This window comes from Dyadobacter sp. Leaf189 (genome assembly GCF_001424405.1).
Lineage (GTDB): Bacteria > Bacteroidota > Bacteroidia > Cytophagales > Spirosomataceae > Dyadobacter.
In genome coordinates, this window is sequence record NZ_LMPS01000004.1 from 1,032,787 (window position 1) to 1,052,250 (window position 19,464).

At 47.5% G+C, this 19,464-nt stretch carries 21 protein-coding genes; 16 read left to right on the forward strand and 5 right to left on the reverse strand.

Annotation, left to right across the window (positions count from 1 at the left end; all coding sequences use genetic code 11):
* The first annotated feature begins 7 nt into the window (after positions 1–7).
* The 12 genes from fumC (at position 8) to ASG33_RS13645 (ending at position 9,533) form a co-directional block, all read left to right on the forward strand.
* The gene (gene fumC, locus ASG33_RS13590; RefSeq protein WP_056285829.1) at positions 8–1,408 is read left to right on the forward strand and encodes a class II fumarate hydratase; all 1,401 of its coding nucleotides are present in this window, start codon (positions 8–10) and stop codon (positions 1,406–1,408) included.
* A 68-nt stretch (positions 1,409–1,476) separates the two neighbouring features.
* Positions 1,477–2,013, forward strand: a complete 537-nt coding sequence (locus ASG33_RS13595; RefSeq protein WP_056286557.1) for a hypothetical protein — start codon at positions 1,477–1,479, stop codon at positions 2,011–2,013.
* Between the two features lie 63 nt (positions 2,014–2,076).
* Positions 2,077–3,015: a D-2-hydroxyacid dehydrogenase gene (locus ASG33_RS13600; RefSeq protein ID WP_056285832.1), complete on the forward strand. Its 939-nt coding sequence runs from the start codon at positions 2,077–2,079 to the stop codon at positions 3,013–3,015.
* 19 nt (positions 3,016–3,034) lie between these two features.
* Positions 3,035–4,213 carry a galactokinase gene (gene galK / locus ASG33_RS13605; protein ID WP_056285835.1) on the forward strand — a complete coding sequence of 393 codons (1,179 nt, stop codon included), beginning with the start codon at positions 3,035–3,037 and terminating at the stop codon, positions 4,211–4,213.
* Between the two features lie 36 nt (positions 4,214–4,249).
* Positions 4,250–5,392, forward strand: a complete 1,143-nt coding sequence (locus ASG33_RS13610) for an aldose epimerase family protein (protein WP_056285838.1) — start codon at positions 4,250–4,252, stop codon at positions 5,390–5,392.
* A gap of 111 nt (positions 5,393–5,503) precedes the next feature.
* Positions 5,504–5,806, forward strand: coding sequence for a DUF4160 domain-containing protein (locus ASG33_RS13615; RefSeq protein ID WP_056285840.1), 303 nt, complete (start codon positions 5,504–5,506; stop codon positions 5,804–5,806).
* Complete coding sequence (locus ASG33_RS13620) at positions 5,803–6,060, forward strand: DUF2442 domain-containing protein (protein ID WP_056285841.1); 258 nt, start codon at positions 5,803–5,805, stop codon at positions 6,058–6,060. The genes ASG33_RS13615 and ASG33_RS13620 overlap by 4 nt, the downstream gene beginning before the upstream one ends.
* Before the next feature lie 27 nt (positions 6,061–6,087).
* Entirely contained in the window at positions 6,088–6,711 is a 624-nt protein-coding gene (locus ASG33_RS13625; protein WP_056285844.1) for a hypothetical protein, read from the forward strand.
* A 137-nt stretch (positions 6,712–6,848) separates the two neighbouring features.
* Positions 6,849–7,469, forward strand: coding sequence for a PspC domain-containing protein (locus ASG33_RS13630; RefSeq protein WP_056285846.1), 621 nt, complete (start codon positions 6,849–6,851; stop codon positions 7,467–7,469).
* Between the two features lie 45 nt (positions 7,470–7,514).
* Complete coding sequence (locus tag ASG33_RS13635; protein ID WP_056285850.1) at positions 7,515–7,700, forward strand: LiaI-LiaF-like domain-containing protein; 186 nt, start codon at positions 7,515–7,517, stop codon at positions 7,698–7,700.
* Between the two features lie 3 nt (positions 7,701–7,703).
* Complete coding sequence (locus ASG33_RS13640) at positions 7,704–8,750, forward strand: LiaF transmembrane domain-containing protein (protein WP_056285855.1); 1,047 nt, start codon at positions 7,704–7,706, stop codon at positions 8,748–8,750.
* A 90-nt stretch (positions 8,751–8,840) separates the two neighbouring features.
* Positions 8,841–9,533: a M15 family metallopeptidase gene (locus ASG33_RS13645; RefSeq protein WP_056286559.1), complete on the forward strand. Its 693-nt coding sequence runs from the start codon at positions 8,841–8,843 to the stop codon at positions 9,531–9,533.
* Between the two features lie 2 nt (positions 9,534–9,535).
* On the opposite strand, the gene ASG33_RS13650 is transcribed toward ASG33_RS13645, so the two are convergent.
* Positions 9,536–10,246, reverse strand: a complete 711-nt coding sequence (locus tag ASG33_RS13650) for a head GIN domain-containing protein (protein ID WP_056285858.1) — start codon at positions 10,244–10,246, stop codon at positions 9,536–9,538.
* Between the two features lie 186 nt (positions 10,247–10,432).
* Here ASG33_RS13650 and ASG33_RS13655 point away from each other — a divergent pair, with 186 nt between their 5' ends.
* Genes ASG33_RS13655 through ASG33_RS13665 form a run of 3 tightly spaced genes read left to right on the forward strand, consistent with a single transcriptional unit; the run spans position 10,433 to position 13,912 of the window.
* The gene (locus ASG33_RS13655; protein ID WP_056286562.1) at positions 10,433–11,059 is read left to right on the forward strand and encodes an RNA polymerase sigma-70 factor; all 627 of its coding nucleotides are present in this window, start codon (positions 10,433–10,435) and stop codon (positions 11,057–11,059) included.
* Entirely contained in the window at positions 11,056–12,084 is a 1,029-nt protein-coding gene (locus tag ASG33_RS13660) for a FecR domain-containing protein (RefSeq protein WP_056285859.1), read from the forward strand. The genes ASG33_RS13655 and ASG33_RS13660 overlap by 4 nt, the downstream gene beginning before the upstream one ends.
* Before the next feature lie 19 nt (positions 12,085–12,103).
* Positions 12,104–13,912 (forward strand): STN and carboxypeptidase regulatory-like domain-containing protein, encoded by a 1,809-nt coding sequence (locus ASG33_RS13665; RefSeq protein WP_229238641.1) that lies wholly within the window; start codon positions 12,104–12,106, stop codon positions 13,910–13,912.
* Here the strand turns inward: ASG33_RS13665 and nadE are convergent.
* Positions 13,909–15,969, reverse strand: a complete 2,061-nt coding sequence (gene nadE, locus ASG33_RS13670; RefSeq protein ID WP_056285862.1) for an NAD(+) synthase — start codon at positions 15,967–15,969, stop codon at positions 13,909–13,911. The two genes, ASG33_RS13665 and nadE, sit on opposite strands and share 4 nt — an antisense overlap.
* Before the next feature lie 136 nt (positions 15,970–16,105).
* Here nadE and ASG33_RS13675 point away from each other — a divergent pair, with 136 nt between their 5' ends.
* Entirely contained in the window at positions 16,106–17,341 is a 1,236-nt protein-coding gene (locus tag ASG33_RS13675) for an ABC transporter permease (RefSeq protein ID WP_056285864.1), read from the forward strand.
* Positions 17,342–17,343: 2 nt separating this feature from the next.
* On the opposite strand, the gene ASG33_RS13680 is transcribed toward ASG33_RS13675, so the two are convergent.
* Genes ASG33_RS13680 through ASG33_RS13690 form a run of 3 tightly spaced genes read right to left on the reverse strand, consistent with a single transcriptional unit; the run spans position 17,344 to position 19,443 of the window.
* The gene (locus ASG33_RS13680) at positions 17,344–17,811 is read right to left on the reverse strand and encodes an RES family NAD+ phosphorylase (protein WP_056285868.1); all 468 of its coding nucleotides are present in this window, start codon (positions 17,809–17,811) and stop codon (positions 17,344–17,346) included.
* Complete coding sequence (locus ASG33_RS13685; protein WP_056285873.1) at positions 17,808–18,242, reverse strand: antitoxin Xre-like helix-turn-helix domain-containing protein; 435 nt, start codon at positions 18,240–18,242, stop codon at positions 17,808–17,810. Before ASG33_RS13685 ends, ASG33_RS13680 begins: the two co-directional genes overlap by 4 nt.
* 40 nt (positions 18,243–18,282) lie before the next feature.
* The gene (locus tag ASG33_RS13690; protein ID WP_056285875.1) at positions 18,283–19,443 is read right to left on the reverse strand and encodes a methionine aminotransferase; all 1,161 of its coding nucleotides are present in this window, start codon (positions 19,441–19,443) and stop codon (positions 18,283–18,285) included.
* Positions 19,444–19,464: the final 21 nt, after the last annotated feature.

Genomic DNA, 19,464 nt, shown 5'->3' on the forward strand with positions numbered 1-19,464 from the left:
AAATAAAATGGAATACCGTATAGAAAAAGATACCATGGGCGAAGTGCAGGTACCCGCTCATGTATACTGGGGTGCTCAAACGCAACGCTCAATCCAGAACTTCCCGATTGCACAGGATATCAACAAAATGCCGAAAGAGATTATCAAGGCATTTGCATACCTGAAAAAGGCCGCGGCGATTACGAACTACGAGGCTGGCGTGCTGCCAAAGGAAAAAAGCGATCTGATCGGACAGGTTTGCGACGAAATCCTGACCGAGCAGCTCGACGACCAGTTCCCGCTCGTAGTGTGGCAAACCGGCTCGGGTACGCAGTCCAATATGAACTGCAATGAAGTAATTGCTTACCGCGGGCACGTGTTGCAGGGCGGCGAGCTGGCTGATAAAACCAAGTTCCTTCACCCGAATGACGATGTGAATAAATCACAGTCTTCAAATGATACCTACCCGACTGCAATGCACATTGCAGCCTATAAAATACTCGTGGACGTAACCATTCCCGGCATTACAAAGCTGCGGGATACATTGAAAGCAAAAGCGGAAGCTTTCAGGAATGTGGTTAAAATCGGTCGTACGCATTTTATGGATGCAACCCCGCTGACACTCGGCCAGGAGTTTTCCGGATATGCTTCCCAGCTCGACCACGGACTTCGTGCTATCTATAATTCACTCGCCCACCTTTCTGAACTTGCCTTGGGCGGAACAGCAGTAGGTACGGGAATTAATACACCGGAAGGATATTCAGAGAATGTGGCGCGTCACATTGCCACGCTCACTGGTCTTCCATTTATAACTGCCGAAAACAAGTTTGAAGCCCTGGCTGCACACGATGCGATTGTGGAAGCACACGGCGCATTGAAAACAGTAGCGGTAAGTCTGATGAAAATTGGAAACGATATCCGCATGCTTTCGTCAGGCCCGCGCTCGGGAATCGGAGAAATCCATATTCCGGATAACGAGCCGGGAAGCTCAATCATGCCGGGCAAAGTAAACCCGACACAATGCGAAGCGATCACGATGGTAGCTGCGCAGGTAATGGGTAATGATGTGGCAATCGGTATCGGCGGATCAAACGGACATTTTGAACTGAATGTTTTCAAACCTTTAATGGCGTACAACTTCCTGCATTCAGCCAGACTGATCGGCGATGCCTGTGTTTCTTTCAATGACAACTGCGCAGTAGGTATCGAGCCGCTGCATGAAAACATCAAAAAACACGTCAATAACTCATTGATGCTGGTGACCGCATTGAATACCAAGATCGGATATTACAAGGCAGCAGAAATTGCACAAACTGCACATAAAAACGGCTCAACACTTAAAGAAACAGCTGTTGCACTGGGTTACCTTACCCCTGAGGAGTTTGACGCCTGGGTAAAACCTGAGGATATGGTGGGCGACAACAAATAGAAATCCACTTTCTTTTCCTTTTTTGAATGCTCTGCCGTCAAGCGGAGCATTCTTTCTTTTCAGATAAGATGGAAATCAAAGCTGAATTACTGGCAGGCGAGCGGTTAAGCAAACAACAAGCAGTTGTTATTGCAGAATATGCTGCGTCTTCGCCGGAGACTTTTCGCGAATTGTTCGCGTGTTTTTTGTCGGAAGATCCGCTGCTTGTACAACGGGCTGCACACAGTTTGAGCATTGCGGCACGTAAAAACGCTGAGCTGGTACAACCTTTTACAGGAACGCTCGTGCAACAGCTCGGACGCACTGATGTACATAATGCAGTGCTGCGGAACAGTGCGCGCATTCTGGAATGTGTACCCGTCCCGGAAGAATTTCATGCGGAACTCATTGAAACTGCGTTCCGGATTATTCAGGACAGGCAGTCGGCGATTGCGGTGCGGGCTTTTTCGCTTACAATCGCGCATCGCCTTTCCCGCATTTATCCCGAGCTGAGAACGGAGCTGAAATTCGCAATCGAAGAGCGGCTTCCATTTGAAAGTGCTGCATTCAAGTCGAGGGCTGCCAAGATTTTAGCCGACCTGGACCACAGGAAAGGGAAGGGCTAGTTTGCCCTGCCGACCAGAATTCAGAGAAATCATTTTACCTTGCTTTTCAAACCACGAAATAAAATGACTATTTACTGCCACGCTACGCTGGACGCTTCACTAAGGAGTAAGCTGACCGAAACTTTGCCTGAGCACACGATCCGATACCGAACAGATAGTACGAGCCAGGACGAGGCAATGAGTTACTTTCTTGGGGCCGAATATATCCTGGGTAACCCGCCGGGAGAATGGTTTAACCAAAAACCGGAGAAGCTGAAATTCTGGCAGCTCGATTCGGCAGGATTTGATCAATACAGTACTATTCCTCTTCCGGAGGGTGTGAAAGTGGCGAATATGGGCGACTGGTTTGCGCGTCCGTGCGCCGAAACTATTGTGGGAGGAATACTTGCATTGTACAGGGGACTAGATACACTCACGCTGCTCAAACAAAAATCGGAATGGGTGGGATCAAAACTGCGTACGGACCTGAAATTGCTTTATAACCAAAATACGATCATACTCGGCGCCGGCACGATCGGGCAGGCAGTAAATGCGATATTGAAAGGACTTGGCTGTACGACCCACATGATGGCGCGCACCTCCCCCGACGCCGACCTGCACAGCCGCGAAGAACTGCTGGAAGAACTTCCGAATGCGGATTTGGTAGTCAATACATTGCCTGGCACAGCTACCCATTTCGCAGATGCCGAGATTTTTTCCAAAATGAAAAAGACGAGCGTGTACGCAAGCGTGGGAAGAGGCAGTACCACAGATGAAAAAGCACTGATGGAGGTGCTGAATTCAGGACAGCTGGACGGTGCGGTGCTGGATGTTACCGAGCTGGAACCACTTCCCTCGGATAACCCGCTCTGGAAAATGCCGAATGTGATCCTGACACAACATACCGGCGGCGGCCACAGGAATGAGCATATGGGCAAAGTAGATTTATTCCTCAATAACATTTTTGCAATAGAAAACGGAGGAAGCCCGGCCAATGAAGTTGACCTTTTCAGAGGTTATTGATTTTTAATAAAAACCTACAATGACAGATTCGGAATCAAATATATCAGAAGCAGTTAAGGATAAGTATTTCCAAAAATTCGGTACCGGGAATGAGGTAAGAGTTTTCAGGTCACCGGGACGAATTAACCTGATCGGGGAACATACCGACTATAACAATGGGTTTGTACTGCCCGCGAGTGTTGATAAGGCTGTGTACTTCGTAATCAGTCCGCGTGAAGATGAACAGGTGATCCTGTATGCAGCAGATCTTGATGAAACGTACTCTTTCTCCCTCGACGATCTTTCCAAACCAGCAGCTTCCTGGCCGCATTACCAGATCGGTATTATTGAGCAGATCCATAAAAAAGGCTTGAAAATAGGCGGCTTTCAGGCGGCATTTGGCGGCGATGTTCCGGTAGGCGCGGGATTGTCCTCCTCTGCTGCACTGGAATGTTGTCTCCTTTTTGGGTTAAATGAAATTTTCAGCCTCGGACTGGACCGTTTCAGTGTAGTGAAAATGTCGCAAAAGGCGGAGAATGAGTATGTGGGCGTGCAATGCGGGATTATGGACCAGTTCGCATCTGCATTCGGAAAGCAGGAACAGGTGATTCGGCTCGACTGTCGCTCACTGGAATACGAATATTTTCCATTCCCAATGGACGACTACCTGCTGGTACTTTGCGATACCAGCGTAAAGCATTCACTCGCAAGCTCTGAGTACAACACCCGCCGCCTCGAATGCGAAAAAGGAGTTTCCATTTTGCAAAAATATGATCCGGCAGTTCGCAGTTTACGCGACGCAACTCCCTCGCTCGTAGAAGCACACCGCGACGAGCTGGGTGATGTGGTATACCGCCGGTGCAAATTCATTACCGAGGAAATCCAGCGCGTTCAAGATGCCTGCGATCTGCTGGTACAAGGCAATCTGGTTGATTTTGGCAAAAAAATGTATGCAACCCACGATGGTCTTCAACACGAGTATGAGGTAAGCTGTCCCGAACTGGACTTCCTGGTTCTGCAAGCGAGGGACAATGAGAATGTGCTCGGTGCCCGGATGATGGGCGGAGGATTCGGCGGCTGTACCATTAATCTGGTAAGGAAAAATGCGGTAGCAGCCTTTGAAGAACAAATGAAACAGGCTTACAAACAAGAATACAACATTGATTTACCCTGCTATCGCGTAAAAATCACCGACGGTACCGAGGAAATTATCAGCTGACAGAAACTTACTGACGCAAACTTCTAACCTTTCATTATGAAAAAACTCCCCATTTTACTCACCGCACTGATCGGCTTCGGCATTTTCAGCTGCTCTCAAACAAAGAAGGAAGAAAAAATGATAAGCACAATTTCCAAAGAAACTTTTGGCGAACTGCCCGACGGTCAGAAAGCAGACCTGTACACGCTCACAAACGGAAACGGTATGACCGTCAACATTACCAATTACGGCGGTATTATTACCAAACTGACCGCACCTGATAAAAAAGGGGAATGGACCGACGTAGTACTTGGTTTTGACTCATTGCAACCGTACCTGGCCGGGCACCCGTTTTTCGGCGCGCTGGTTGGACGTTATGGTAACAGGATCGCGAAAGGCAAGTTTACCCTGGAAGGAAAAGAGTATTCACTCGCGATCAACAATGGTCCGAACTCGCTTCACGGCGGTGAAAAAGGATTTGACAAAGTATTGTGGAATGCAACCGAGATCAAGGAAGATTCGATTGTGGGACTTCAGCTGGAATACGTGAGCAAGGATATGGAAGAAGGTTATCCCGGCAACCTCAATGTGAAAGTTACTTACACTCTGGACAATGACAATGCATTGACCATTAAGTACAGAGCTACTACCGACAAGACAACCGTACTTAATCTGACAAACCACTCGTACTTTAACCTGACGGGACTGAAACGGGATATCCTCGATCACGAAGTTTCCCTTGCATCCGACAGCATTGTACCCGTGGACGCCACGCTAATTCCTACCGGAAAGCTGAGAGCAGTGGAAGGCACACCTTTCGACTTCCGTAAGCCAGTGAAAATTAACGCGGGGATTAACAAAACAGAAGACGAACAGATCAAGAATGGCGGCGGCTATGACCACTGCTGGGTACTTAAAAGAACAGAGCCTGGCTTAATGCTTTTCGCTACTGTCAAAGAGCCTGAAAGCGGCCGGTTTATGGAAGTCTACACCACAGAACCTGCTGTTCAATTCTATTCGGGTAACTTTTTGGACGGAACATTGAAAGGCAAAAACGCTACTTACACCAAGAGATTCGGCTTTTGCCTCGAAACAGAGCATTATCCTGATTCTCCCAATCAGCCACAGTTTCCTTCAACTGTCCTGAAACCAGGCGACACTTACGAGACTACAACGAAATACAAGTTTTCGGCGAAGTAAGAGCCGCATTAGCTGCATTTACAAAAAGAGCACCGGTATCTCCTGGTGCTCTTTTTTGTTCAGTTGCGGATCTTTTTTGCTAGTTTTGAGCTTTATACACCACTATATCCAATGCCAAAAATTCTGGAATATTTCGGACTTGTGTTTTATTTCTATTCGAATGAACACCTTCCCATTCATGTACATATTTCTTACAACGAATTCGAAAGCGTGTTCGAGTTCTACTTTGAAAATGGGGCTTTAAAGAAGATTGAGATTCGAAAATCCACAGGAAAGCTGCCTTTGCCCGCGGCCCAGCTGCGTGACGCAGAGAAAATTGTTGAGATATATACGGAGGAAATTGTCAGCAAATGGACTGATTATTTTGTTTTAAGAAAGAAGATAAAGAGCACCAAAATCACCAAGCGAATATGACTCTGACTCTTACAGTTACTGGCGCGGATTATTTGTCAGATTACCGATTACTGGTAAAGTTTTCTGACAATACAGAAAAAGTCATTGATTTTGAAGACTTTCTAACCTACAACTCGCATCCTCAATTTGACAAATACAAGGATTTAAAGCATTTCAGGAAATTTAAAATCGAGCGGGGAAATGTTGTTTGGGGAAAAGACTGGGATCTTATTTTTCCTGTTGAGCAACTTTATTCCGGGAAGTTGAAACATTAACTAATATTTGAACATCAGTACATACCAATGCTAACCAGAACAGTAAAAATCAGCAATGTTACCAATTTATCCGATGCTCGTTATTGCGCCGGAATGGGAGTCGAAATGCTTGGTTTTTCTATTGATGAAGATTCTCCCAATTACATTTCACCTAAGAAGTTTGAAGATATATGTTCCTGGCTCGCCGGCGTTACACTGGTCGCCGAAACTGCGGACAACAATGCAGAATCCATTTTTGCCAAACTGAATAACTATCCCGTCCACGCCGTGCAGGTGGAACATTCCGGTTTGCTGGGCTACATGAAAAGCGAACTCGGCCTGCCGCTTATCCTGCGAATCAGCGTGGATTTATATGAAGCTGACGAAATCCAGTCACTGCTGGACAGGTACGAAGGTGCTGCCTCGCATTTCCTGCTGGAAAGTGACGAAAATGCGCCATTAACCAACAACTGGCTGCAAATTTTACCCGCACTTGCCAGCGAGCACCCTATCCTGGTGGGCTTTGGTTTTGACGATGAATTTGCATTGACTGCATTGAACAACCTGCCTGGTAATGTAGGAATTGCATTGCGCGGCAGCGAAGAAATCCGGCCTGGCTACAAGGATTTCGGCAGTATGATGGACATTCTGGAAGCACTGGAAGAACAATAGCATTACTTATCCCACCTATTTTTTCGTTTTCACTGAAAATATCCGCTTAACACGTCGTTTTACCGATAATACTTTCCCGGTTTACAGTATCTTGTATTACCCACTACCTTTGAATACAAATAAACGCTAAACTAACAATGGAAAAGAAATTGCACCGCATCCCTGAGCAAGCTGTTTTTGGAGGAGTAGCTTCCGGACTTGCCCAATATTTTCAGATAGATGTTGTAATTATCAGGGTATTATTCGTAGTAATGCTGCTGCTGCCCATTCCACCGAGCTTTGGCTGGACAGGCTTGATTTACATCATTCTCTGGGCGGTACTGCCTACCGGACCGGCTGTTTACTACGGTACCACTACGGATCCCAATGGAGCTCCCGAACCACTATTCAACAAGAAAACGTCGGATCAAACGGTAATGATCCTCGGCGGAGTGCTGGTTGTATTTGGTGCGGTAATGCTGCTGGACGATTTCCCGATCTGGTATGAGCTTAAAAGATATTTCTGGCCGGTTGCATTCATCGCGATTGGTGCGTTCCTGATCCTTCGTCAGCGTGACAAGCAGAATGAGAGCAAATCGAATACAGTATACCCGACAACGCCACCGCCGGCTGACCCGATCACACCGGTAAGCCCGGAGCCTGAGCCACAGCCTTATACGCCATTTAACACGCCAAGAACAAGTTCCGGTCCGCATTTCCCGGAAGATCCTGAATCACCGAAAGCCGATGGCGACGATCCGATCATTAAAGTAAATTGATGCAGCTTTTCAAACTCACAGAATTACATTTAAATAAACATAGCCATGAACTTTAAAAACATCTTTTGGGGCGTTATCCTGATTGTTGCAGGCTCGCTGTTTCTCGTAGAAGAATTAACCGCATTCGACTTTGGACGCTTTTTCTGGCCGATTATCCTGATTACAACCGGCGGTTTGCTTTTGTTGCGCAATTACCTTCATTCAGATATCTCAAACAGATCAAATATCTAGAACATGAAAAATTCAAGAGGCATAGTATGGGGCGGTGTTCTGATCATTTTCGGAATGATCTGGCTGCTCCGTAACCTGAACGTCCTGCACGTGAACTGGGATGAAATACTTCCCTTCTGGCCCGTGCTGCTGATCCTGGCAGGCGCTCTTTTGCTCGCGATCGGAAAGGATCGCCAGTCTGGCGCAGGTGGCCTTGTGGCGTTGCTGATCACACTGGCCGTTTTTGGTGGTATCATGAACAAAACCAACAATGCATTTGACAGGCACAGCAACAACTGGAACTTCGGCTGGGACGATTACGACCACGACGATGAAGATCTGAGCTATCACGATGAGCACCATAATGGCGACGAGGAAGACAACAATGACAAGGATGAAGATTATCAAAGCGAGCGTCCTGAGCGTAGTAATGGCCGGCCAATCAATGGATCTTACAAATATGAAATGGAGGATTTTATCCAGAAGGCCAACTTCAACCTCGAAGGCGGAGCGGGTTCATTCAGGCTGGAAGGAAATACTGCCAAGCTTTTTGAGGCCAATACCAAGAGTAACATTGTAGGCTTTCTGTCAAATACTTCCGTAAACAAGCTTGAAAATTCGGCAACGGTGAACCTGAAAATGGAAGACGGAAATGTGAAGATCAAGAATGGCGAAATCTCAAACCAGGCCAAAATCCAGCTCAACGAAAAGCCTGTCTGGAACATCGATCTGGGGATCGGAGCAGGGAAAGGCAACTTTGATTTCAGTAACTACAAAGTTGAAAAACTGAAAGTAAGTACCGGAGTCGCAGATATGGACATTAAAATGGGCGACAAGCTGGCCAGTTCACATATTGACATAGAAGCTGGCGTAGCCTCTGTTACCATCGATATCCCCGAATCAGTAGGCTGCGAGCTCAAAATTGACGGTGCGCTGAATGCAAAGAGCATTGAAGGTTTAGAGAAAGTGAGCAACGGATTGTACCGCTCGGCAGGTTACAGCAGCTCATCCAAGAAAATTACCATCAATTTCGAAGGCGGGTTGACCAGCATCAATATCAACAGGTACTAGGCCCCGGCATCACAGTATATGCCGCTTTTACGAGCGGGGTTATCTCAAATGAATATCTTTGCATTTTCTCGCAGAGGTATTCATTTTTTTATGTTTGGTAAAATACAAAGTACATTAATCCTGTCACTCGCTATTTCATTCCAGCTTTTCGCACAATCAGATCTGCCCGAAGTTGAGCGGAGAATGATCAGCCAGGGACTTGTAAATATTCAGAAGACTGACCCCAACATACTGGTCGAGCTTAAATATTCCACTACTGACAATTTCCTGAAAAAGGACATTTACGGCGAGCTTACCCGCGCTTATCTCCAACCCGAAATGGCGCGCAGGCTCGGCAATGCAAGCAAATCGCTCGCCAAATTAAAGCCCGGCTACAAGTTGCTCGTCTACGATGCGGCCCGGCCCAATACTGCACAATACGCACTATGGTATGCGCTGGACGATCTGAAAATTCCGCCAGGCAAGAAAACAATGTACGTGGCCGATCCGAAGATCGGATCAAACCACAACTTCGGTTGCGCGATAGACCTGACAGTAGCTGATGAAAGGGGCCAGCCGATTGATATGGGCACCAAATTCGACTTTTTTGGTCCGCTTGCCTACCCGCGTTCGGAGCAGCAGATGTTAAGTGCAGGAAAGCTGACGGTCCGGCAAATTGAGAACCGTCAGCTCCTGAGAAAAGTAATGACAGAGGCAGGATTTCGCGTAAATACGACTGAATGGTGGCATTTTGACGGTATGTCAAAGAGCCAGGCACGCGCTAAATACGGAATGATCAAGTGAGCCTATTCGGGCCGCAATGTGCTGCCGCCCGACAGATCCTGCCGGATTTCAGGATTTCCCTTGTAGCGGACCTGGCTTGCTCCGCTTGCTTCTACAACCAGTTTTTTGGCAGCAAAAATTTCTGCCTTACTCGCGCCTGATAAGTCCAGATCGGATTCTTCCACCGGCAGGCCAAATGCGAAAAGCTGCGACGCACCGGACAATTCCCCGTCGAGGAATTTGGCTTCACCGAATAAATTCAACTTCGACGCACCGGAAAGATTGAACTCCATTTCTCGCGCTGATCCATCAAATTCACATTGCGACGCACCTGAAAGCTCGATTTTTAGGGAAGGCAGATTTTCAAAATTTTCAATACCCGCGTGCACTGCGCCGGAAAAGTTGGCCTCTTCGATATCCGGCATCACAATGTCAATGTCCATTCTTTTCCTGTTACGACTGTAATCTTCGTAACGGGCCACAAGCTTTCCATCCTGTACAAAAATGTGTAGATCATCGAGATCGTTCAGCTCGCCGGTAGCAGAAACAGCGAATGAGGATCCTGAGACTACATTTATCCGGAATGCATCTCCCATTTCCAACTCGTCAAAATTCTTGAAATCGTAAGTGCGCGTACTTGTTCCACGAGGCGGAATATTGTCGTCGGATTCGACGTAAACGCAGGATTGAAGGCAAAAAGCTGCCAGGAAAACGGAGATAATGACTTTTTTCATAGCTAATAAATGATGACTTGATGGAGCATTGACAAGTACCGCCCCCATATCCCCCTATCTCCGCAAAAAAATTTCTTTTTCAATGGGGGTATCGCTCGGTTAGGTTGTCCTGTTAAAAAGAATTAAGACTTGACAGCAACCGCTCTTACATATCCGGAACCGCTAATCGGAAGAGATTATCTATTTTTGACCGAAAATCAAAAACAGATATCGGTGTACTCTTCCGATCCAGATATAGTTGCTGCAATCAGGCGGGGCGATGAACAGGCTTTTGAAAAGACCTTTCGCCAGTATTATCCGCGCCTTTGCAGTTATGCAGGCTCTCTCCTCAAAGACGAGGAGGAGGCCGAGGAAGTCGTGCAAACCGTTTTCGTGAATATCTGGGAGAAACGCGAGGATCTTGAAATTACCCTTTCACTGAAATCATACCTGTACCGCGCCGTTCATAATCATTGTCTGAACAGGTTTAAGCACGCATCCGTGCGGGAAGTGCACCGCGAGCATACCTTATATGTTTCAAGTGAATCCTACGAATCGGTAACAGAGGTAATCCACGCGAATGAATTGGAGGAGCGGATTGAACTCGCAGTACGCAAGCTCCCCGAACAGTGTCAGAAAGCATTCAGGATGAGCCGCTTCGAAGAACTTAAATACCAGGAAATAGCCGACCAACTCGGTATATCTATTAAAACCGTCGAAAACCAAATAGGAAAAGCACTGAAAATGCTCCGCCTGGAACTGGCCGATTACCTTCCTTCCATGTGGTGGGCACTATATATGATTGTTGAACAGCTAACCGGAAAGTTACCATGAGCGATTTTCATGAAAACATATCGGAAGAGCTGTTGGCACGGTACCTCGGCGAAACCGCAACCGAAGACGAGATCAATGCAGTGGAAATGTGGCTTGCGAGCTCTCCCGTTCATCAGCAGGAACTGGCTGCTTACCGGTTTATCTGGATGCACGCAGCCGCCGTGCCGCGCAAGAAAGTGGATACTGACCTCGCCTGGAAGAAAGTCAGGAAGAGAATGGACGAGGTACCCGAAACCAGCGCGCCATTGGAAGTGCCCCGCGACGCCCGACAGATCAGCTTTGATCAGCGGCCGGCTGCAAAGCGAAAATTCCCGACGACAATCCTGGCCGCGGCAGCAGTTGCGTTACTTGCGCTAGCGTTTGGCTGGTTTTTGATCAAAAACAGAAATGCTGAGCCGCTTACAGTGGCTACAGTTAACAATACCAAAGAGCAGCTTCTGCCTGATGGTACCAAAGTGTTCTTAAACTACAATTCTTCCATTACATATCCCGAGCAGTTTAATGGGGATTTGAGAACGGTTTCGTTGCAGGGAGAAGCATTTTTCGAGGTGAAACCGGATAAGGCTCATCCATTTATCATCAATGCAAATGGTACCGAAATACGCGTTTTGGGAACCTCTTTCAATGTAAAAGCCTATGAAAAATTGCCTGTGCGCGTGGATGTGGCGACCGGCAAAGTACAGGTAAGCAAAGCTTCGAAAAAGATCGAGCTTGTTAAAGGCGAAGGCGCAGAGGTATCTGCCGATTCTATCAGGAGCTTGCAGGCGAACATGAACATCATTGGTTACCGCACACAGGTTTTCGATTTTAATGCAGCCAACCTCAACGAGGTAATCAACACGATCCGCGACGGTTACCATGTAGATGTTCGCCTCAGCAACCAGCAAATCGCGCAATGCCGCCTCACGATCAGATTCGAGAAAGAACCGCTTGATGCCACGCTTTCAGTGATCGCCGAAACGCTGGATCTTGACCTTAGAAAAGAAGGGAAAGTGTACTGGCTGGATGGAAACGGTTGTCAGTAGTTACCAAAACAGCGCGACGTTGGGAATTAAAACTTTACGCAACCTCATTTTCCTGTTCACTATTCACGCAGTGTATGCCAACGCATTATCCGCGCAGGATTTATTGGAAAGGCGCATTACACTCCGCGTTAACAATCAGCCGCTCGACCAGACTTTACAGCAAATCGGTAACCTGGGCGGTTTTAGTTTTTCCTATAACCCCGACATTCTCGACTTCAAATTGAAGGTATCGATCAATGCAACCAATCAGAGTGTGAGGGAAATTCTGACCTTACTTTTCAGGAATAAGATCACATTCAAGGAACGGCGGAAATACATTATCCTGCAAAAGAAAGAAGAACCTGAGAAAGACGAAGAGCCTGAGAATTTTGACCTGAATGGGTACATTATCGACAACAGTACGGGTCGCAGGCTGGCCAATGCGAGTATCTATGAATCGGCTACGCTTGCATCCACAGTTAGTAATCAATATGGTTATTATAAAATCCGGCTGCCAGCCCGGGCTTCGCTGATCCACCTGGAAGTAAGGAAAGAAGATTATGTCGGTAAAACGATTTCCATTTCACCAAAACAGGATACTTACCTGCAAATCAAGCTCAATCCCGATACGCTGAGGCCGATTTCTCCTAAAACCCTGGCGCGTTTAAAATCAGGATCCGATTCGCTGCACCACAAAATTGCGGTACCCCGCGCACAGTATCCCGCCCAGCCGGATTCATCTTTACTGGCATTTACAGACACCAGTCAGACTGGTGGTAAAGATTATGAGCGACTGGTTAAAACTTACCAAAAGGTCCAGAGCGAATTCGTCAGTGCATTTGCTTCGGCCAGACAGGCGATTCACACCCGCAACATTGAAGACACTTTGTACCGGCCCTTTCAGGCGTCGGTTTTGCCATTTATGGGCACCAACCACGCTCTGAGCGGGAATATTGTCAATGATTTTTCCATTAATCTTATCGCTGGCTATTCCCTGGGAGTCAACAAACTTGAAGTCGGAAGCCTGATCAATGTGGTGCGAGGCAATGTAAAAGGTTTCCAGCTCGCCGGGGTAAGCAACATTGTAGGAAATGATGTGAATGGATTTCAATACGCCAACTTCCTGAACCTGACACTGGGCGATTTTTATGGATTTCAGGGCTCTAACCTGATCAACTTCACGGGCGGCAATTTCTCAGGTTTCCAGCTATCAGGCGTCGGAAACGTGGTTGTAGGTGTTCTTGACGGGTACCAGCTTTCATTAGGTTACAATTTTGCAAATACAGTCCGCTCCGGCCACCAGATCGGCACGATCAACTATGCTAATTCAAGTGCAAAAGTACCTTTCGGACTATTCAGCTGGGTGCGGAAAAATGGCTACCGGCGATACGAATTTTCAACCGATGAATTCAACTATTTCAATGCAACTTTCAAAACGGGTGTAAGCAGATTTTACAACATTTTTACACTCAGCTTCAATGGACTGGAACCTGATAAGCCGCTGGCAAGTCTGGGCTACGGCTTCGGGACAGCGCAGCGACTAGGCAAAGGCTGGGCCGTCAATGCAGACCTCACTGGCAGTGTCTTGCTCTTCAAAGGTCAGGAACCCGAGGAAATTGACACAGGTGTATTCCGGTTTTCTGTTTCGATAGAAAAGAATCTCGGCAAGAAGTTCGCATTGTTTGCAGGTCCTGCACTCAGCCTCCTCGTTTCTGATCAAACAGGCGTACTTCAAACCAAAGAACAAAAAGGATTAAGGCCAGCCTGGATCGGACCTGCGCCTGGCCCGCAGCAAAATATCTACCACTGGGCCGGCGTACAGGCAGGATTCCGTTTTTGTCACAATTAAAAGCCGATCCGCTTCCGTCCATTCTGCATCGCATTGCCTCCTGCAAAAGCCCGCAGTTCTTCCAGTTCTTTCTCGAACCCTCCTGACAAGATCGGAAAGCGGCACCAGGATCTTGGATCGAGGTTCAGATCGTCCAGGTGGAAAGACGGTGCATACCTTTCCCGCTTCCATTGATTGCGGCTCCAAAGCTTGAAAAAGCGCTCTGTCCAGCCGAGCAGCTGCTCATCGGTATATAACCCTTTGTAGCGTACATGCAGGTTTCTGTAACATTCAAGCGGCGATTTCTTATCGCGGATCGCCAGCTTTTCAAGTTCATTCAAAAACTCATAAGGCATTAAATCCGCCTCGTCCGTCTGGGTTTGGGCAAGCGGACGCAGCTCAGCAGTAGGTTGCAGACTGTTCACTTTTCTCAATCCCTCAATTTTTATGTGCTTTCCTTTCACCTCGCAACCCGTTGTTTCCAGCCAGCGAAGCCACTGCCGCAGATAATGCTTGTCGATACCTGCCAGCGGACTGATACTTCCCGCAGTATCTCCGTCCATGGTAGCATACCCCACTGCCGCCTCGGACCGGTTGGAGGTAGCGAGTAAAAGGTGATTGGATAAATTCGTCAGCAGCCACACACCCGGAGCGCGTACCCTTGCCTGGATGTTCTGCAATGCAATATCATCCTGCTCCCACGAAAGCTGGCGACCGATCTGCTCCTCGATCAACCCCTTATAGGTTTCTACCAGCCCGTTTATATTGACGTTACAGAAAGTAGAACCAATGGATTCAGCAAGCGATTGTGCCGACTCCAATGTATCTGTGGAGCTGTTTTCCGTTCCCTGATATATGTTGTGGATCAAAGCCCGCGCGAGATCTTCCTCCGTTTGCGCATCCTGTATTTCCTTGATATATGACAGCTTTTCTTTCAGCTTGTCCATTCCGATACTTTCGTCCGCAAGCCGGATCATCAGTCCGCAGAGTGCAGTGCAGGCGCAGGAATCAGCGCCACCCGAAAGTGAAATGGTAAATCCGTTAGACCTGCTTTTCCGAAGGTAATCGAACAGCGCCAGACAAACTGCCCTCGCAAATTCCTCTTCTTTTAATGCGCCGCCTTTTTCAAAAGGCTCGATATCCGGCACCTGTGGTAGCACAGGTTCAATGTCCGGGAAGTCAAACCGCGCCGGAACACGCCAGGTACGGTCTTTCTGCGGGATTGCAATTTTGCTCTGTACCTGACCAAGCCTTGTATTTTCGGTATCAATAACCGCGGTGGTAATCTGGTAATCGGCATAGCTGAACCGCTGGCTCGACGCCAGTAACTCTCCATTCGTCGCGATCATAGCGTCGCCATCATAAATCGCCCTGCCAGCCTCGTTACCAAGCAAATTGGTATAGATATAACTGCAGGAAAATGCTCTGGAAGCGTCAACAACCAGCTTTTCTCTTGTCAAAAACTTATTAAATGCGAAATGGCTTGCACTTGGATTAAGAATAATATCCACACCCCGCTCGTAATGCCGGCGCGCCGGACGATTGGATACCCAACCATCTTCACAAATTTCAAACGCGATTTTCACCCCGTGAGAACCGCCTTGTATCGGCCCGGCAGCTACGTCAAAAATCACATCACCGATCGGGTAAAACATCTGATTCACTTCAATGCTTTCCACCATACCCGGAACCCACGGCCTGAACCAGCGCGCTTCATAGTGTATGCCGTTATTGGCCAGGTTCTGCTTGCAATAAAAGCCTGCTATCTGTTTGTTCGAGATCAGGCAGGCTGCATTGTAGATACTGTTATTGTGCCGCACGGGAAGTCCTACCGCCACGATCATTCCTGCTGTTTCCTGAACGATTTCAAGCAGACAGCGTTCCGCCTGCACTACCAGGTCGGGAGCAAAAAAGTAGTCGTCGCAATTATAGCCTGTAATGCACAGTTCAGGCAAAACGAGCAGGCTTACCTGCTGTCGCCGCGCCTCTTCGATCGCACCGATGATATTTCTGGTATTGGATTCCCACGCCATCGGCGTTTGGTTGACAGTTCCGGAAGCTACTTTGATTAATGGCATGAAAACTTGTTCAGTTAGTGTCGTTTTTCGTTTCTTCTAAAAACTACATGCCGGCAACTTAATAAAATTTGCCTTTTCGTACCGGTTAAGTTTTTCCCTATTTTTGTCAACGTCAAAATCAACCAACTGATTCCTCTTGCAATTCCCCTCCTTTATAGCCAAAAGAATCCGTAACAACGAGGCTGGTTCGTTTTCTGCAACCGTTTCCAGGATTGGAGTAGCCAGTATTGCCATCGGGATTGCAGTAGGTATCATCGCATTTGCAGTGTTGCTTGGATTTAAGCAAACGATCCAGCAAAAGATCTTCCTCTTCGGTGCGCATATCAACATCAATGCATTTTCGCAGGGCAATACCTATGAAGAAGGCCCAATGGGGATACCCAACCCTGTGTCGCTGGCCTTGCCCCAAATCCCGCAGGTAGCGCGTTGGCAGGCAGTCGCTCACAAATCGGGGATTTTGAAAACGCCGCAAGAAATCAAGGGAGTTGTTCTGAAAGGTGTGGGGAAAGATTATGACTGGCAAACTTTCAAAAGCAGCCTTAGGGAAGGCCGGCTGATCGGACATCAGGATTCCTCTTCTGTCAAATACGGCTATTCTTCTGAAATACTGATCAGCCGGAAAATTGCAACAGAAATGCGCCTGAAAACAGGCGATGATGTGATTATGTACTCGCTGCAAAATCCGCCGCGCCCCAGAAAGCTGACCATTTGCGGCATTTACGATACGCAAATGGAAGAGTTTGACAACAATCTGATCATCGGTGATATCGGACTTGTTCAGCGATTAAACGGATGGGGAAAAGATTCAGTAGGTACCTATGAAATATACCTGAAAGATTTTCAGGACCTGGATATGGTAGCAAACCGCCTGCGCACCGAGCTTCCTCCCGGACTTTATCTGCAAAAAGTAACGAGTACTTTCCCGCAGATCTTCGACTGGCTTGTCCTGCTCGATCGCAATACCGCCGTATTTCTTACTTTGATCCTGTTCGTAGCCTGCTTTAACATGATTTCCATCCTGCTGGTGATGATCATGGAACGAACACCGCTGATCGGCTTATTGAAGACGCTGGGCAGTCCGAATGGACAAATCCGCAGCGTATTTTTCCGGGTAGGGTTGTATATGGTACGTCGTGGGCTGCTAATTGGCAATGCAACGGGATTACTGATTTGCTGGCTTCAATATCAGTTCAAGCTGATCAAACTCGATCCTGTCAACTATTATATGGATACCGTCCCCATTGTTTTCGACTGGCCCATTTTCCTCATGGTCAATATCGCTACCGTGGTTATTTCAGGATTAATCCTCCTGATTCCAACGCTGATCATCAGCAAAATTCAGCCGATCAAAGCATTACTTTTCAAGAAATAAAATCAGGTAAGCAGCTTGCTTAAAAGCCGGAAATCAGTTTCAAAATCTGATATGGAGGCTATTTTGATTTTGTTGAATTCTTTGGAACGCGGATTGAGGATATAATTACGCTCTCCGGGTACAATTGCCGACGGGACTGAAAACGCGATGACAGCCGCATCACTCAGCACCTGCTCCCCTATCCACTGCGTGTAGGCGATATCTTCCGCCCACGAACTTTTAAGCAGCTTGGTATCGGTGTGAAAAATCAGGCTGTCATCGTCAGGGATCTCCAACCGCAGCAGTGCAATGCGCTGCATATTTTCCTTGTGGTTGGCATGAACAAACTTTTCCAGTAGCGCCAGAGAGCAGTGCGAACTCGTGTAAATGCACGCATTCCCGACCGGGTTCCACCTTCCTCCAAACAACTTCGCCCCGGTCCCACTCAGATCTTCAATGTACTCTCTCGCTGCAAGCCTGTATACGATCATATATACACCCCGTGCTCTATCCTGCCCAGCTCATTGGCGATCTGTTTGACGCCCCAGAAAGATTGGAGAGTAGCAAAATCCTGCTGCTCGCCCAGTACTGTCCGTGGAGTTCGGAGCCATTGTTCGAGCACCCGTGCCTGACCAAAAACATGCAATCCCAGATCGGCCATGTTTTCGAGCTGGTACAAATGTTCTGCATAGAGCCCCTCAAAAGGCTTTTGATCTTTTAAATACCGCTGTAAAGTACGATCGCTGATGTGCAGTATATCCGCCCATTCCTGTTGGGTAAACAACAGCTTTGTACAAAGATCCTGAAATTGGGAAACCGAAAACTCGCTGATCTTTGGGCGCGCCATATACATGACCTCCGGCTCGGCAGCAATGCGTATGGGAGATATTTTATCGGGTTGTTGATACTGTATCTGTTTCATATCCGAATTTTGTCACACTAAGATACGACTTTTTTCGTGTTCACCAAACCACCTTCCGCAGTTTCTCCGCCGCGCTCAGGATAGTCTCATCGCTTTTGGCAAAACAAAAACGCAGCGTTTGGTACCCGGCAGGATTTGCGTAAAAGGCTGAAACCGGAATAGAAGCAACTTTGGCTTCTTTTGTCAACCTTTCGGCAAGTGTAACATCATTTTCATCAGACAGATTTTCGTAGGAAACATTTTGAAAAAAGGTGCCTTGCGAAGGTTTTGAAATAAATCCGATCCCCTCAATTGCATTCAGAAACAAGTCTCTCTTTTGCTGATAAAATGCAGAGAGTGTCAGATAATGCGCCGGTTCGTTCAGGTATTCGGCTACTGCAAACTGAAATGGGGTAACTACACTAAAAACCAGAAACTGGTGAATCTTCCGGAACTCGGCAGTCAATGCGGCTGGTGCAAGACAGTAACCCAGCTTCCAGCCGGTCGTATGAAAAGTCTTCCCGAAAGAACCGCATAAAAATGTCCGCTCAGCCAAAGCAGGTATAGAAGCTGCCGAAATGTGCCTGCGACCGTCAAAAACAATGTGTTCATAAACCTCGTCGCTGATCACATACAGATTGTGCTGCTCCGCCAATGCAGCTAGCTGCCGCATATCTGTTTCAGTCCACACATTTCCGGTGGGATTATGCGGCGTGTTGATCATGATCGCCACTGTCCGCTCCGTGATCGCAGAAGCGACTGCCGCCCAATTAACGGATTCATACTGCGGATCCAGTGTTACAAATACCGGCACGCCTCCATTCAGTTCAATTGCAGGTACATAACTATCGTAAGCGGGTTCAAAAACGATTATCTCGTCACCGGGATGCACGATCGTGGAAACTGCCACGTACAAAGCTTCCGTCGCGCCGCTGGTAATCGTAATTTCAGTTTCGGGATGATATTCGTGTCCCGAAGCTTCCCACGTTTTCTTGGAGATAGCCTCCCGCAATGACATCACGCCGGCCATCGGCGCATACTGGTTTTTGCCGGATCTGATGTATTTGTCTGCGAGCTTCTGCAATTCGGGCGAACAGTGGAATTCAGGGAAACCCTGTGCAAGATTGATCGCCTGCTGCTCCTCAGCCAGCCTGGACATTTTTGTAAAAATCGTGGTACCTACATGAGGCAGCTTCGATTTCAACCTCGAAGTCGAAAACATGAGAATAGAAATTAGATAAGA